This window comes from Mesorhizobium sp. Cs1321R2N1 (assembly GCF_037179725.1).
Lineage (GTDB): Bacteria > Pseudomonadota > Alphaproteobacteria > Rhizobiales > Rhizobiaceae > Mesorhizobium > Mesorhizobium salmacidum.
In genome coordinates this window covers 1-14,621 of record NZ_JAPYKP010000157.1, presented here as the reverse complement: position 1 = coordinate 14,621, position 14,621 = coordinate 1, and the positions used below count along the sequence as shown (strand labels likewise).

Annotated in this window: 15 protein-coding genes and 1 pseudogene; 8 read left to right on the top strand and 8 right to left on the bottom strand. The window is 61.8% G+C overall.

The window, feature by feature from the left end; translation table 11 throughout:
- The 5 genes and pseudogenes from O7A61_RS27385 to lptF form a co-directional block, all read right to left on the bottom strand.
- Window positions 1-271, bottom strand: a pseudogene (locus tag O7A61_RS27385) (4-hydroxythreonine-4-phosphate dehydrogenase PdxA); the annotation flags it as partial.
- Between the two features lie 13 nt (window positions 272-284).
- Window positions 285-1,217: a peptidylprolyl isomerase gene (locus tag O7A61_RS27380; RefSeq protein ID WP_027144111.1), complete on the bottom strand. Its 933-nt coding sequence runs from the start codon at window positions 1,215-1,217 to the stop codon at window positions 285-287.
- An 88-nt stretch (window positions 1,218-1,305) separates the two neighbouring features.
- Window positions 1,306-3,744: an LPS-assembly protein LptD gene (locus O7A61_RS27375; RefSeq protein WP_337132445.1), complete on the bottom strand. Its 2,439-nt coding sequence runs from the start codon at window positions 3,742-3,744 to the stop codon at window positions 1,306-1,308.
- On the bottom strand, window positions 3,744-4,829 hold the full coding sequence (gene lptG, locus O7A61_RS27370; RefSeq protein ID WP_337132446.1) for an LPS export ABC transporter permease LptG: 1,086 nt from the start codon (window positions 4,827-4,829) through the stop codon (window positions 3,744-3,746). The genes O7A61_RS27375 and lptG overlap by 1 nt, the downstream gene beginning before the upstream one ends.
- The gene (gene lptF, locus O7A61_RS27365) at window positions 4,826-6,028 is read right to left on the bottom strand and encodes an LPS export ABC transporter permease LptF (RefSeq protein ID WP_337132444.1); all 1,203 of its coding nucleotides are present in this window, start codon (window positions 6,026-6,028) and stop codon (window positions 4,826-4,828) included. The genes lptG and lptF overlap by 4 nt, the downstream gene beginning before the upstream one ends.
- Window positions 6,029-6,391: 363 nt before the next feature.
- On the opposite strand from lptF, the gene O7A61_RS27360 reads away from it, so the two are divergent.
- Entirely contained in the window at window positions 6,392-7,912 is a 1,521-nt protein-coding gene (locus O7A61_RS27360) for a leucyl aminopeptidase (RefSeq protein WP_337132443.1), read from the top strand.
- Window positions 7,913-7,921: 9 nt separating this feature from the next.
- Entirely contained in the window at window positions 7,922-8,371 is a 450-nt protein-coding gene (locus O7A61_RS27355) for a DNA polymerase III subunit chi (protein WP_337132442.1), read from the top strand.
- A 132-nt stretch (window positions 8,372-8,503) separates the two neighbouring features.
- On the opposite strand, the gene O7A61_RS27350 is transcribed toward O7A61_RS27355, so the two are convergent.
- Window positions 8,504-8,974, bottom strand: coding sequence for a carboxymuconolactone decarboxylase family protein (locus O7A61_RS27350; protein ID WP_027144533.1), 471 nt, complete (start codon window positions 8,972-8,974; stop codon window positions 8,504-8,506).
- A gap of 86 nt (window positions 8,975-9,060) precedes the next feature.
- On the opposite strand from O7A61_RS27350, the gene O7A61_RS27345 reads away from it, so the two are divergent.
- The 6 genes from O7A61_RS27345 to O7A61_RS27320 all read left to right on the top strand — a co-directional run bounded on the left by O7A61_RS27345 (window position 9,061) and on the right by O7A61_RS27320 (window position 13,438).
- A complete protein-coding gene (locus O7A61_RS27345) occupies window positions 9,061-9,753 on the top strand; it encodes a TetR/AcrR family transcriptional regulator (protein WP_337132441.1) in 693 nt (230 codons plus the stop codon).
- Between the two features lie 18 nt (window positions 9,754-9,771).
- The gene (locus O7A61_RS27340; RefSeq protein ID WP_337132440.1) at window positions 9,772-10,383 is read left to right on the top strand and encodes a hypothetical protein; all 612 of its coding nucleotides are present in this window, start codon (window positions 9,772-9,774) and stop codon (window positions 10,381-10,383) included.
- Window positions 10,380-11,246 carry a 23S rRNA (adenine(2030)-N(6))-methyltransferase RlmJ gene (locus O7A61_RS27335; RefSeq protein ID WP_337132439.1) on the top strand — a complete coding sequence of 289 codons (867 nt, stop codon included), beginning with the start codon at window positions 10,380-10,382 and terminating at the stop codon, window positions 11,244-11,246. Before O7A61_RS27340 ends, O7A61_RS27335 begins: the two co-directional genes overlap by 4 nt.
- Window positions 11,247-11,430: 184 nt before the next feature.
- Window positions 11,431-11,883, top strand: coding sequence for a hypothetical protein (locus tag O7A61_RS27330; protein ID WP_337132438.1), 453 nt, complete (start codon window positions 11,431-11,433; stop codon window positions 11,881-11,883).
- Between the two features lie 140 nt (window positions 11,884-12,023).
- Window positions 12,024-12,605, top strand: a complete 582-nt coding sequence (locus O7A61_RS27325) for a TetR/AcrR family transcriptional regulator (RefSeq protein ID WP_337132437.1) — start codon at window positions 12,024-12,026, stop codon at window positions 12,603-12,605.
- Complete coding sequence (locus O7A61_RS27320; RefSeq protein WP_337132436.1) at window positions 12,602-13,438, top strand: DMT family transporter; 837 nt, start codon at window positions 12,602-12,604, stop codon at window positions 13,436-13,438. The genes O7A61_RS27325 and O7A61_RS27320 overlap by 4 nt, the downstream gene beginning before the upstream one ends.
- A gap of 116 nt (window positions 13,439-13,554) precedes the next feature.
- On the opposite strand, the gene O7A61_RS27315 is transcribed toward O7A61_RS27320, so the two are convergent.
- Complete coding sequence (locus O7A61_RS27315; protein ID WP_027144526.1) at window positions 13,555-13,866, bottom strand: transcriptional regulator; 312 nt, start codon at window positions 13,864-13,866, stop codon at window positions 13,555-13,557.
- 518 nt (window positions 13,867-14,384) lie between these two features.
- On the bottom strand, window positions 14,385-14,621 hold a 237-nt coding region (locus O7A61_RS27310; RefSeq protein WP_337132435.1), incomplete at its 5' end, for a hypothetical protein.

Sequence of the window (14,621 nt, the reverse complement as noted above, 5' to 3'; positions counted from 1 at the left end):
CCGGGTCGGGCCGCCCGGGGCTGTCGATGAAGCGCGCCGTCAGGGGAACGATCGGCAAGGCGCGGCCAAAGACCTCGATCGCCTGCACCGGCGTCACTTCCTCGACAGGCAGCGAGACGCCAAGGTGGCGTGCGCGCGATGCGACCACGGCCGGGTCGGCCAGCAGGTAGAAGGCGGGCAAGCCGACGGCGTTCCGCGCAAGGAAGGCGGCGATGGCGATTTCAGGGCCGACACCGGACGGATCGCCGACGCTCAACGCCAGCGCGGTCATCGTGCTGCTCACGTCAGCGCTTGACGATGCGGGCTTTCGCCTTCAGCTCGTCGACATATTTCTTGCTGAGATCGTCGGCGGCCTTGTCGCTGGAGCCTTCGCTCTGGAACACCATCTGGGCCGTCTTGTCGTCGGATACTTCGCGCGACGAGCAGATGCCGATGAATTCGACGCCGCGTTCGGTCTCGCGTGTGACGGTGGCGCCGCCGACCTTGGTCGCCTTGATCTGCTCCGCCCAGTCCGGCGGCAGTTGCGGCGCCAGAATCCGTCCGAGGTCGCGAACGGTGACGTCGATCAGGCCTTTGGCGAACTCGCGCGTCGTGTTGCAGCCGTTGAAGCGGGCACGCATGGCGTCGGCCTCGCGCTTGCGTTTGGCCAGCGTCGCGCTGCGTTCGGCCGCTGGCACGACGAAGATGACCTGCTGCAGCATGTATTCCATGGCGCTCGGCTTGGCTCCGCCCTTGTCAAGCATGCGCCGCACCGCGTCCTGTTCGGTCACGCTGCCACCTTCCCCGGAACGGTAACGGGCGCTCAGGGCCTGGTTCCATGCCATCTGGGCGCGGATGAACTCCTTGAAATGATCCTTGCCGACGCCGGATTTTTCCATGACGCCGTTGAGCTGGCCGAGCTGCATCTTGTTGTTGGTGGCAAAGCGCTGGTAGGCGGCCTCGACCTGGGCATCGCTGATACGGATGCCAAGCCGTCTGGCCTCGGCCATGCGCAGCGTCTGGTCGATCATTTCCTGGGCAGCGTCGCCCTTCTTGCGCTGCAGCTTCAGGAAGGCGGCACGATGGGCGATATCACCAGTGGTGATTGCTATGTCGTTGACGACGTATTTGATCTCGCTGGCGAAAGCCGGCGGCGTCATCACTGTCATTGACACGGATGTCGCGGCCACAAGCAACGCGAACCCTGCTGAAAAGAGGTATTTCCTCATCGTAGGCATCCCAATTCTATCCCGGCTCCGCCCAATTCCGTCCCCTTCCGGATACGCGAATCCGTGCCAGCCCTATGCGGCGAAACGATGTCGCCGCTTATTGGATGGTGTCGACTGCGTTGGTCGACGAGCCGAAATCGCCGAGGGTACGGAACGACAGGTTGAATCCGATGCTCTGCGTCACTTCCCTGGTGTTCAGGTCACGCGACTGCGCGTACGTCATCAGGTAAGTGAAGCAGGAATCGTTGTAGGCGAAGCCCACCCCGTCCTTGACCAGCAGGCCTTCCTGCAAATCGTAGGTTCCCGTTCCGAACACGCGCCAGTTCTCGGCAAGATGCGTCGATGCGCCGAGCGTGACCTCGTGACGGTCGGTCGTGAAACCATAGAGCGGCTGGGCCTGGATGAAGGCATACTTGGCGCTCAACGACACCGGCAGGCCGGAATAGGCGGCTTTAAACTCGGCGCGGCGGATCTCGAAGCTCTGTTCGTCGAAACGGCCGCTGATCGAGGCCGCGAATCCATTGGGGCTGGTTATGCCAAACAGGCCGACATAGTCTGACTTGGTGGTCTCGAGCCCCGAATTTGCGCCGACATTGACCAGATCAGGTGCCGCGAAGGAGTTTTCGCCGCCGATCTGATAGGACTGGCCGAAGATCGCATTGGTGCCCCAGCCATTGATATAGGAGCCGGAGTAGCGCAGCCCGACATTGGCACGCGAGCCGCCCTCGATGCGGTCGTAGCCGGAGAACTTGTCGCGTTCGAACAGCGTGGTCGCATCGAAAACCATGCTCTGCGCGTCTTCGTTCGGAATGGAGAGGCCGCCGACATACTGTTCGTTCGGGCGCAGGAACACCTGAGCCATCGGCTCGACAACGTGGCTCGACCCGCTGGCCAGCGAGAACAACAGGGGCCAGCTCATCTCGAGCCCGGCGGTCGCCATGTAGCGGGCAAAGGACGAGCGCATGTCGTCCTGCTCGCCCAGATTCGTCGCCATCTGGTTGATCGCGGTAAGCGAGGCCGATGATGGTCTGACATAGTCGACGTCGCCTTGCAGCGCCAGCAACGGTGTCAGCACCAACCCGTCATCGGTGACAAAGCTCCGTTTCCACTCGGCCTCGGCGGTAAGACGGCTGGACTCGCCTTCGATGCCACGCACGCGCTGCGTACCTGACGGGGGGTAGTAAGGGGTGAAATATGTCTCGTCGAGATCTTCGCGGCGGATGACGCGCGTATTGACATTGAGCGACAACTGGCCGCCGGCGACCGACGCGTCGGGGATATAGGCATAGTCGAGCGAGGGCAGCACCCAGGGCTGCTGGCCGCTTCTCGCCGCGACGTTGTCGTTGAGCGTGTTTTCCTGGACTTCGAAATGCATGGCGCGCACGTCGAAATAGTTCCGGTCGTTGAGACCGGTCAGATAGACCGACGACTGGTGGACGTATTCGTTGTACTTGCCGATGTTGTAGGTGTGCGAGAAATCCTTGTCGGTCTGCAACAGCACGTCCCAGCCGAAATTCCAGCGTTCGTTGATCGCAAACTGCCCCTGCGTGCCCATCATGCCGCGGAACTTGTTCGGATCGCCCACCGCGCCGGAATCGATATTGTGACCAGCGGTCGAGGGGAATGCGGCGCTGTCGATGAAGGCGTCCGGATTCTGCTGCTGGATCCCGGCGATCTTAAAAGTGTATTCGCCATTGTTGAAGCGCTGGCGCCATTCGGCTTCGCCGAGGAAGCCCTGCTTGGTATAGCCGCTTCCGGTCACCGTCAGGTCATATGTTGGGGAAAGAGCGAAATAGTAGGGGACCTTGACGCTATATCCCAGATGGCTGTTGTAGCCGATGCTGGGAATCAGGAAGCCGCTCTTGCGCTTCACCGTCGGGTCGGCGATCTCGAATGCCGGCAGGTAGGCCAGCGGAAAGCCGAAGAACTCGAAATTCGCGCTCTCGAAGCGAACCGTCTTCTTCTCACCGTTCCAGATGATCTTCCTGGCTTTGACGCGCCATGTCGGCGCTTTGTCGGGCTTGTCCTCGCACGGTTCGCAGGCGGTGTAGACACCATTATGGAAAGTGGTCAGCACGCCGCCCATGCGTTCGGCGCTTTCGGCGGCGAAATAGGCCTTGTCGACGGTTTCAACGCGCAGCGCGTTGACGAAGCCGTCTGCGAAATCGTCGGTGATGTCGATATGCTGCGAATTGATCTTGGTGCCGTCGCTGTTGACGATCTCGACATTGCCGCTGGCAACCATCCGCTTGGTGTTGCGGTCGTACACGACCTTCTGGGCGACGAGGCGGTTGCCGCCATAGTCGATCTGCACGCCGCCGATGGCGGTCACTGTCTGGTTGTCGTTGTTATATTCCAGGGTGTCTGCCGCCAGCAGCATCTGCGAGCCGGACGGAACCGTGGTCGCCATGTTGCCGACATCCTGTGCGAACGCCGACAGCGGGACGCCGCAGGCGACCAGGCACGCCAAGGCGCTCGCCGCATAAAGGCGCGCCAAACGGGCCTGCCTGTCGCTGGGCAAAAACGCCTCCCTCACTAGCCGTCTTCCTTGTATAGCAGGAAAGTCACCCCGAAGAACATAGCTACCACGACCGGCACCCAGGCGGCTATGGCAGTCGGCACGAACCCCGCCACGCCGAACGCCTTCACCAGCACCGAAACGACATAAAGCAGAAACCCGGCAACGACGCCACCCAGAATCATCGTTCCCGACTGCCCCATTCGCGCAAATCGCATTGAAACTGTTGCCGCAATCAGCGTCATGGCGACGAGGAGGAATGGCAACGCCACCAGCGAATCAAACTGCATGGCAAAGGCATTTGCCTTGAGGCCGAAGGAACGGGCAACCTCGATTTTTCCGGGCAGGTCATAGAAGGGAATCGTCTCCGGGCGCGCCAGCCGCTCCTGCACGAATTCCGGCTTCAGATTGGTCGGCACACGATCGTTCGCGACGGGCTGGATGGAGCCGTTCCTGAAGATCTTCACATCCTGCAATTCCCAATAGCCGTCGCGCAGGTAAGCACGCGCCGCATCCTTGCGCTCGACGATATTGCCTTGCTGGTCGAGGATGAAAAAGACCGCGTCGGACATCTCCAGACCCTGGTCGAGGATGGCGCGCGCGCCGATGATCGTGTCGCCGGAACTGGTTTTCTGGCGGATCCAGGGAGCGGCATCGGCCGAAACCGTGTTGGATTTGCCGGAGCGCAGCTCGGTCTCGATCTGTTCGGACAAGGAGAAGGCGTGCGCGGCGAGCGGGTTGATGATCCCGACCGACACGGCGCCGAACAGCAGTGCGCCGATGCAGCATGGCAAAAGGAACTGCCAGGCGGAAACGCCCGCGGAGCGCGCGATGACGAGTTCGTAACGTCGGTTAAGCGACACCAGCGTCGCCATCGCCGAGAACAAGCCGACAAACGGCACCGTCTGCAGCATGATCATCGGCATGCGAAGGCCTGAAATGGCCATTGCCGTGCCATAGGTGAACCCCGGCAGGCCGGTGGTGCGGCCGGACAGTTCGGTGAAATCGATAAGGAATACCAGCGCCAGAAGGCCGAGGAAGAACCAGATCGTGATCGCCACGTAGCGGAAGAAGAAGTAACGGCCCAGCGTCCAGCCCATCAGCCGGCTCCTTGGCCTGAGGTGTCACGCCTGGATAGACGCAACTTGAGGGCATTCCAGCCGTCACCGATGCGGTTGGCCAGGTTTGTCATCCAGTCCGCCCAGGCAACCGGCAGTTCCATGGTCCGGTTCGACACGATGAACCAGATCGCCACCGCGGAAGCCACGATCGGCACGCCATAGACCACATAGGAATATTGCGGGACTTCGTCGGCCTTGCTCGCGGCGAAGAAACCCAGCCAGCGCACGAACAGCGATATCGCGATGGCCGTGATCAGCGGATTGACGCGCGCCTCGCGATGCGAACGCGCGTCTCCCGCGACCGCGAGCGCGATCAGGGCGAAAACCATGGAGTATGTCCATTCCGAAAACCGCTGGTCGACCTCGGCCCGGTACTCCTGCGGATTTTGCTGATAGTTCTTGTCGTTAGGGCTTGGATTGAGCAGATACTGGGTCGTCTGGTCCTTTGGCAGGAGCGTCACCTGGTTGGCCGCGGACATGAAGGCCGACATGTCGAAGGCATAGGACGTGAACCGGATGACACTGAGGTCGCCCGTCAGCGTTTTGCGATGGATGACGCCGTCATTCATCATCAGCACCTTTTCGCCGCCGCGTTCGATGATGCTGCCGGTCTTCGCATAATAGACGAGATTGACGCCTTCCTCGCGCGAATCGGCGACGAAGATGCCACCCAGCCGGTTGTCGGGAAGCCGCTCGCCAATCTGCAGGAACAGTCCGTCCTCGATCTTCCGGAACGTGCCTTCCTGGATGATCAGCGACAAAAGGTCGGCGCGCGACTCCGCCACCAGGGCGCGGTTCTTCTGTCTTGCATAGGGGTCGATGCCGTTGTCCACCGCGAATGAAAAGACGCTGGCGGCCAGCGCCAGCAGCATGATCGGCCGCACGATGGTCCAGCGCGAGGCGCCCGATGCGTTGACCACCGCGAGTTCCGAATCCGAATTCATCACACTGAGTGTCTGGGCGACAGCCACCACGAGCGCGAAAGGCACGACGATCGGAACGATGGAGGGGAGAATAAGAGACGCGACCTCGAAGAAGGTCAAGGCTGACTGACCGCTGTCGGTGACCAGGTTGATCTTGGCCAGTACCTGCGTCGTCCACACGATGGCCAGCGTCCAGACCAGTGCTGCCAGGAAGACCACGCAAGCGCGGCGCATGATGTAGCGTTCAACGACCTTCATGAAGGCTTTACTCGATTTTCTCGAACGGCATCATGCCACCACGCCAAAGGTAGCTGTCCGGCGACGCCCGCACAACTGGCTCCGTTGGGCTGCGTCGGGCAGGCGAGCCGGTTCCCGTCCCACGTCGCGTGCCGCAGTAGGCCGGAGTGTCGGCGGCAATGGATAAGAAAGGACGAACATCGATGGTTAACAACAGGTTGCGGCATTAAGCGGGCCGTGCCGCGACGAATCGCCATCGATTCCATGTCTCATATGGGTAGCCATTTTGGCAAAGTCTTGCCAAATGCCGGAAAACGACCAAATGTCGCGGATAGCTTCAAACCGCTTCGCGCATCATCGCGCAATCCCCGAAAGCAGGACATGATGAACCCGAGACCATCGATCGCCTTTGCAAAATTCGTCGCGCCCCAGTCGGCGGCGAACAGAAAGGGCACGGTCTTCGTGCTGTCGGCGGATGATGGCTTGAGCGATGCGGCCAGGGCTTACGATCCGGGCAAGACGCTCGATCGGGCTTTCCCGGTCGCCGAGTTTACCGGCAAGTTCGCCGGCACTGTCGAAATCCTGGCGCCCGAAGCAACATCGCTCGACAGGTTGGTCGCGATCGGCGCCGGCAGGGTGTCGGGGCTCGACGAGTATGCCTGGCTGAAGCTCGGCGGCACCATTGCGGCATCGCTGCGCAAGGCAACCGACGTGGCCGTGGTCCTCGACCTGGCCGGTGCCTCGCCCGATGGCAAGGACGCCGCGAACCTCGCGGCGGGCATTCTTTTGCGCGGCTATTCCTTCGACAAGTACAAGACCAGGAAGGATAAGGACGACGGCCAGGGGGGCGGCAAGGCCGATTCGAAAAAGCCGGTCAAGGTGACCATCCATACCGCTGACCCGGCGGGCGCCAAGAAGGCCTTCACCGATGCCGAGGCGGTGATCGACGGTGTGCTTCTGGCGCGCGATCTCGTCAACGAACCGGCAAACGTGCTGGGACCCGTCGAGTTCGCCGCCCGCGCCAAGGACCTCGAGGCGCTCGGCGTCAAGGTCGAGATCCTGACCGAGAAGGAGATGAAGAAGCTCGGCATGGGCTCGCTGCTGGGTGTTGCGCAAGGCTCGCCCCGAGGCGCCCGCATGGCGGTTATGCAATGGAACGGCGGCAAGGCCAAGGACAGCCCGGTCGCCTTCGTCGGCAAAGGCGTCACGTTCGACACCGGCGGCAATTCGATCAAGCCGGCCTCCGGCATGGAGGACATGAAAGGCGACATGGGCGGCGCTGCCGCCGTGACCGGGTTGATGCATGCGCTCGCCGCGCGCAAGGCCAAGGCCAATGTCGTCGGCATCATCGGTCTTGTCGAAAACGCCGTCGACGGTCATGCCCAGCGCCCGGGCGACATCGTCACCTCGATGTCGGGACAGACCATCGAGGTGCTCAACACCGACGCGGAGGGGCGTCTCGTCCTGGCCGACGCGCTGTGGTACTGCAACGACCGCTTCCAGCCGAAATTCATGGTCAACCTGGCGACGCTGACCGGCGCCATCATGGTTGCGCTCGGCCTGCATTATGCCGGCCTGTTCTCCAACAACGACGAACTGGCGCAAAGGCTGACCGCGGCCGGACAGTCAACGCAGGAACGGCTGTGGCGCATGCCGCTCGGCGCCGAATACGACAAGCTGATCGATTCCAAGAACGCCGACATGAAGAACATCGGTGGCCGCTACGGCGGCGCGATCATCGCCGCGCAGTTCCTGCAGCGCTTCGTCAAGGACACGCCCTGGGCGCATCTCGACATTGCCGGTACCGCGATGGGCTCGCCATTGAACGAGATCAACCAGTCGTGGGGTTCGGGTTTCGGCGTGCGGCTGCTGGACCGGCTGGTACGTGATCACTACGAGAGCTGACGTCGATCCATGGCCGATGTGCTGTTCTACCATCTGACCGAATCGACGCTGGAGGATACATTGCCCGGCCTGCTCGAGCGCAGCATCGATCGTGGCTGGCGCGCCGTGGTGCAGACCGGCACCGAGGAGCGGCGCGACGCGCTCGACCAGCATCTATGGACTTTCCGCGATGATTCCTTCCTGGCACACGCGACCGATCGCGAAGCTTACCCAGCTGAACAACCAATCCTGTTGACCACCGGCGACGGCAATCCCAACGAAGCCAAGATTAGGTTCCTGGTAGACGGCGCGGCGCCGCCCGATCTTGGCGGCTACGAGCGTGCGGTGTTCCTGTTCGATGGCCATGACGCGGCCCAGGTCGAGATGGCCCGGGCGCATTGGAAGACGATGAAGGACGCGGGCCACGCCGTCACCTACTGGCAGCAGACCGCGGACCGCCGCTGGGAGCGCAAGGCGTGAGAGCAGCGCCTAAGGCCGAAACGCGGACCAGAGACGACCCGCGCACCGAGTCATCTCTGTAGTGCCATTGAGGCTTACTGCCCGCCCATTTCTTGGGCTTACTGCCCGCCCATTTCCTTCTTGCCGGCGGGCTTACTGCCCGCCCATTTCCTTTTTGAATGTATCGAAATCGACCTGCATGCCGTTGAAGATGGTGCTCCAGTGGCGCGTCAGCGCCGCCATCGCCACGGCTTCCTGGATCTCCTCGTCGGTTGCGCCGGCGCGCTTGGCGTCCTGCGTGTCCGACCAGATGCAGTAGGTGCAAGGAATCTGTGCCGCCACGGCCAGGGAGATCAGCGATTTGACCTTGGGCGGCAGCACCGTCTTGTCGCTGAGTTCGATGGCCTTGACCTCGGCCCAGGCACCAGGCAGACCGGTTTTGGGAAACTGCTTCACAAAGCTCGGTACACCGCCCATGGTCGACTGTATGTCCTTGAGGGTTGCGTCATAGTCGTCGGCGTGGCCCGGCGCGGTGCCGAGCGACAGCACGCAGGCTGCGGCAGCGAACAGGAACACATGCTTGGATGAAGATTGCACGGATTTGACGACGCGATGGTACGACATGGTTTTTCTCCTCTGGTCTTTGTTAGCCTTACGATGTAAGGTAACGGTGAAAATGAACCTTACACTGTAAGTTGTCAAGCGGCGCAATGGATCAATCAATCAAGAAAAAGAGAGCGCGCGGACGTCTGTCGCGCGAGATGATCGAGGACGCGGCTTTCGAGGTGATCGAGAGGGAAGGGCTTGCCGGCTTTTCGATGCGCAAGCTGGCGGCCGCACTTGGTTGCGAGGCAATGAGCATTTATCATCACTTCCCCTCGCAGGCGCATCTCTTTGAGGCGCTGGTCGACAGGCTGATTGGTCCGTTGAAGATGCCGGATGCGGATCTGCCATGGCGCCAGAGGATGCGCATGGTGGTGTTGGATTATCGGCGTATCGGTCGCGAGCATCCGGCCTTCGCGAGCTATTTTCTCAGCTACCGGATGAATTCGCCCATTTGCCTTGCCTATATCGACAACATCGTAGGCTTGTTCAATGACGGCGGCTTCGATCAGGAAATGGCCGCAAGGCTGTTCCGTGCGGTGGGGTACTATCTGTCGGGGGCGGTGCTCGACGAGACCGCCGGTTACTCAAAGGGCCCGTCGGCCGTCACAACGGTCGGCCGTGAGCAGCTTGAGCGCGATTTCCCCAACATCGCCACCGCGGGACGCTACTTCGGCACCGCTGAATTCGACAAAACCTTCGATCTTGGCCTGGAGATGCTTCTGGACGAGATGGAGCGGATCCGCACTGCTACCCTGGACAGGTCCGCGCAAGGCGGCAGCCATAGCGAGCAGAAGTAGAAATAGCCAAGGTTTTCGATGCGCTTTCTGTTTGTCCTGATCCTGCTCTCCGGCACCGGCATCGGTCTCATCTACCCCTGGGTGGTGAGCAATTTTTCCGGTCGCGAAATCGGCACCTGGCGAGTCTATGAGCAGGGCCGGTTCAGGCCGTTGACCGTATCGCTCAAAGATCGCGATGCGCCGGTGCGGGTGCTGGTCGACCTGACCGCCAGGGCCGAGCGCATCGTTTCGCAGCAGCGCACGGTATTGACGCTGACCGCGGCCACCAATGGCCGCACTGTGCTTGCCTCGACGCTGCAGTTCAACCATGTGGACAATCCCCGGCAGGCCAGCCCGCAACTGCCCGACAAGATCTTTCGCGACGAGGCCGGCCTGATCGCCACCGTCAGCCCTGGCGCTTACCTCTTCACAGTCGGCCCGGGCGATGCCGAGGACATACCGATGCGAGCGGTCGACCTTGTCTTGCGCTCCGGCGTCGGCGAGATCGACGGCCGCGCGCGGCCGATAGGCTTTTCGCTGATGGCGGTCGGCTTGATCGGCTTCCTGCTATCCCTGCGTTCTGGTGGCGGCCGGCCGGAAAATCCGAACTCGCAACCGCCGCCGCCACGCTGGGGCAGGGGTCCCACATGAACTACCGCCACGCCTACCATGCCGGCAATTTTGCCGATGTCGTCAAGCATGTCGTGCTGACGCGCCTGCTCGATTATCTGAAGCAGAAGGACAAGGCGTTTCGTGTCGTGGACACCCATGCCGGCATTGGCCGCTACGACCTGTCGTCACTCGAAGCGCAAAAGACCGGTGAGTGGCAGGGCGGCATCGGCAGGCTGATCGAAGCCTCGTTCGACGCGAAGGCGGCGGCGCTGCTGGCGCCCTATCTGGCGGCGGTGCGCTCGCTCAATCCCGAGGGCGGCGTGAAGAAATATCCGGGCTCGCCGCTGCTCGCGCGCAATCTCCTGCGCAAGCAGGACCGGTTGTCGGCGATCGAACTGCATCCGAAAGACGCCGCGAAGCTGAAGACGGAATTCGCCGGCGATTTCCAGACAAAGGTGATGGAACTTGATGGCTGGCTTGCGCTCGGGGCGCATCTGCCGCCGAAGGAAAAGCGCGGCTTGGTGCTCATCGATCCACCCTTCGAGGAAGAGGGCGAGTTCGGCCGCCTCGTCGAGGGGCTGGTGAAGGCGCACAGGCGCTGGCCCAACGGCATCTACGCCCTTTGGTATCCGATCAAGAACCGCAAGGCGATCATCGCCTTCAGGAAAGCGCTGAAGCAATCCGGCATCCCGAAAATCCTCGACATAGAATTCGAGATCAGGCCGGCCTCTTCGGAACCCAGCCTCGATGGCACCGGCATGGTGGTGGTCAATCCGCCCTTCATGCTGGAAGGTGAACTGCGAACCATATTGCCGGCACTGCACAAATTGCTCGCCGTGGAAAAGCCGGCGCATTGGTCGATGGAATGGCTGGCCGGCGAGCAGGCCCCGCCGCCGGTATAGCTGGATTTGATCGCCGCGCCCCGTGCGACCGCATGATCCGCCCGCAGGGAACTTCGCCGTTACCCGCGGGTTGCTGCTTACAGCAACTGCCCGCGCCGGTTTCTGGAAACCATTGTTTCGGCAACCGCTTGACCGCCGTCGAGCGAATCCGCACAGTGCGCGCAATCGACCTTGAGAGGCTGCCATGACTCGCTTCGCCAAATCCGCACTTGCTGCCCTGATTTCGCTCTGCACGCCCCTTGCCGCGCCTCTCTGTATCACCCAGGCGGTCCATGCGGCTGACCTTGCCGTCTATTCCGAGGACGATGGCAGCGTCTGTGGGGAGACATGGGTGCTGAGCAAGATCACGCATCGGTTCTCCTACCAGGTGCATCACGTGCCGCATCTGCCCGAGGTCGCCATCACCGATTTTCGCGACATTCGCCAACACCGCTATGAGCAGGCGAGCGAGGAATGGCCGATCGGCCGTCACTATTGCCGGGCAACCGTCAGCCTGTCGGATGGCCGGGACCGGTCGATCTTCTATCTGATCGAGGAAGGCCAGGGCTTTGCCTCGATCGGCGACAATGTCGAGTTCTGCGTCTCGGGCTTCGATCGCTGGATGGTCTATAACGGCCGTTGCCGCGTCCTGCGCTGAACGCGTCTCTTCCTTTCCGGATCTTTTTTCGCGCCTGCGGCCTGAAGGGGTCGCGGGCGCTTTGATGTCCTGTGTTGACAGGTGAATGCGTTCCGTTGCATTGTGATGAGACAGACCTGTCTCATCACTTGGTTAGCGGCATGACACCGTCACCTGCCTCCGACAAACGCCAGCATGTCGTCGAAACGGCCTATGCGCTGTTCAAGCGCGCCGGTTTCCATGCCACCGGCATCGACCGGATCATCGCCGAGGCGGACGTGGCCAAGATGACGATGTATCGCCATTTCCCCAGCAAGGACGAGCTGATCGTCGAGGTGCTCGACTATCGCGCCAGGCGTTTTGACGATCAGCTCGACCGGCTCGCCAGGGAGGGGACCACGCCGGAGCACAAAATCGCGAAGATCTTCGACTGGCATGGCCGCTGGTTCCGCAGACCGGATTTTCATGGTTGCCTGTTTGCCCATGCCTTGGCCGAGTTCGGCGATCCCCAGCACCCGGTGTTCAAGGCTGTCGCCAGGCAGAAGAATAGCCTCAGGCAGCGCCTGCAGTCGATCCTCGAGCAGGTGATGCCGCGTGGGCGGGCCGAGAGTGCGGCGACGACCCTGTTGATGCTGATCGAAGGTGCGACCCTGATGGCGCAGATGGGGCAGGGAGACACCGCCATCCGCGACGCCCGCAAGGCCGCCTTGGACATCATCGCCGCCTCGCGCAGGCCGCAATGAGCCCGCTGGTCATCGGGCTCGCGCTGTTCGCGGCGGTTCTGCACGCAAGCTGGAACGCCTTCCTGCGAACGGGTGCCGACAGATTGTGGACAGTCACCGTCATGAGCTTCTCCAGCACGGCGCTTGCCATTCCCCTTGCAATCTTCAATGGTTTTCCGGCGACGCCCGCCTGGCCCTATGTCGGGCTCTCGGCCTGCCTGCAGGTCGGCTACAGCGTGTTTCTGGTGGCCGCCTACAGATATGGCGAACTGGGACAGGTCTACCCGATTGTTCGCGGCAGCGTGCCCCTGCTCGTCACGCTCGGCGGGTTCCTGCTGGCCGGCCAGCAGCTCACCGCTCTGGAGACCGTGGGCGTTGCCCTGGTCGGCGGCGGCATCATGGCTCTTTCGCTTGGGCGAGGAAGAGCCACCACGACATCGATCCTCTATGCGCTGGCAACGGGGGCAATCATCGCCGCCTATGCGATGGTCGACGCGATCGGCGTTCGTGCTGCGGGCAATGTCGGCGCCTACACCGCCTGGGTCCTGCTGGCCTATGGCGCACTGCTGCCGGCGACCTTCGTCGCCTGTCGCGGCAGGCTCGCTGTCGATGCGCGGGCACCGGAAACCTGGAAGGCGCTGGGCGGCGGCCTGTTCGCGCTTTTGGCCTATGGCGTGGTGGTGGCGGCCTTCGCGCTCGGGCCTGCCGGTCCGATCACCGCGATACGTGAGACCAGCGTCGTCTTCGCGGCCTTCATCGGCCGGTTGTTTCTCGGCGAGACGCTGACGCCCCGGCGAGTCGGCGCCTGCGCCGTCGTCGCGCTCGGCGCCATTTGTCTCGGCTATCAGCCGTGATGATAATGCCCCCTCGACACACGCGGCGATTCCGCCGCCATGGAAAAATTTCGGGACGGGCGGCTCGCCGTATCATGAGACGGTGAACCGCTCAAAGACGTTCGCTCGGCGCAGAGCTATTTTCTGCGCTGCGTTGCCTCTGCCTGATCGATGATCTTGCGAAGAAAGGCAATGTGACCGCGAAAGGCCCGCCGTCCGGCCGTCGTGGCTCTGATCCGTGTCTGCGGCCGACGTCCGACAAAGAGCTTTTCAATGTCGGCATAGCCAGCTCTGGCCAGCGTATCGAGATGTGCCCCGAGATTGCCGTCGGTGGTCTCGATCATGGCCTTCAACTGGGTGAACTCAAGCGCCTCGCGCCTTTCCAGCGTGTTCAGGACGGCCATGATCCTGAGCCGCGTACTCTGGTGGATAATGTCGTCGGCGCTCATCAATAAGCTCCAATGCGGCAAAGCCTCGGGCTGTCCCCGCTTGACCCGGCAATCTCTGCCAGCGGTGTGTCACTTGCCCTTTGCACGGCCGAAATCAAAGGCGCGACAACATCCCTGACAGAATACTCTGCCATACAGAGTATTCTGTCAATCAGAAAACAGATGCTCGGAACATGCTTGACAAGGTGATCTTCAGATCGGGTGTCGCATCGCGCTCGTGATCCGCATGGACCGCTCGCTTGCAAAAGATGATCGCCTCGATGAGACGGCAAATGATGATATTCACGACCGAAGATCATGCGTGAAGTTGCTCGCTGATCTTTGGAGCTTCATGGCGAACTCGCATCGGGAATGCCGGTGTCAAATTGCCGGCGCCGCCGGAAGATCAACGGCGGATTTTTCCGGTGATGAGTGTGATTGTGTGTCGATCGCAACCAAAATTTAAGTTGAGAAAATCATACCATTGCTTCGCTGGCTAGCGAGACGCGAGTCAGATATGCATTGCGCGCCGGGGTCATTCACGGCCATCGGCATAACGTGAAGGGGCATGACATGGCTAAGCAGTCATCTAAAGCGCCGGCATCCAAGGCACCGGCAAAGAAAGCACCCGCAAAAGCAGTCGCGGCGAAGGCCGCAACGGCAGTGAAGAAAGCAGCGCCTGCCGCCAAGCCGAAGGCCGCCGCGGCCAAGGCACCGGCGAAGAAGCCTGCGGCAGCGGCAAAGGCCGTCGCGAAGCCGGCAATGAAGAAGGCGGC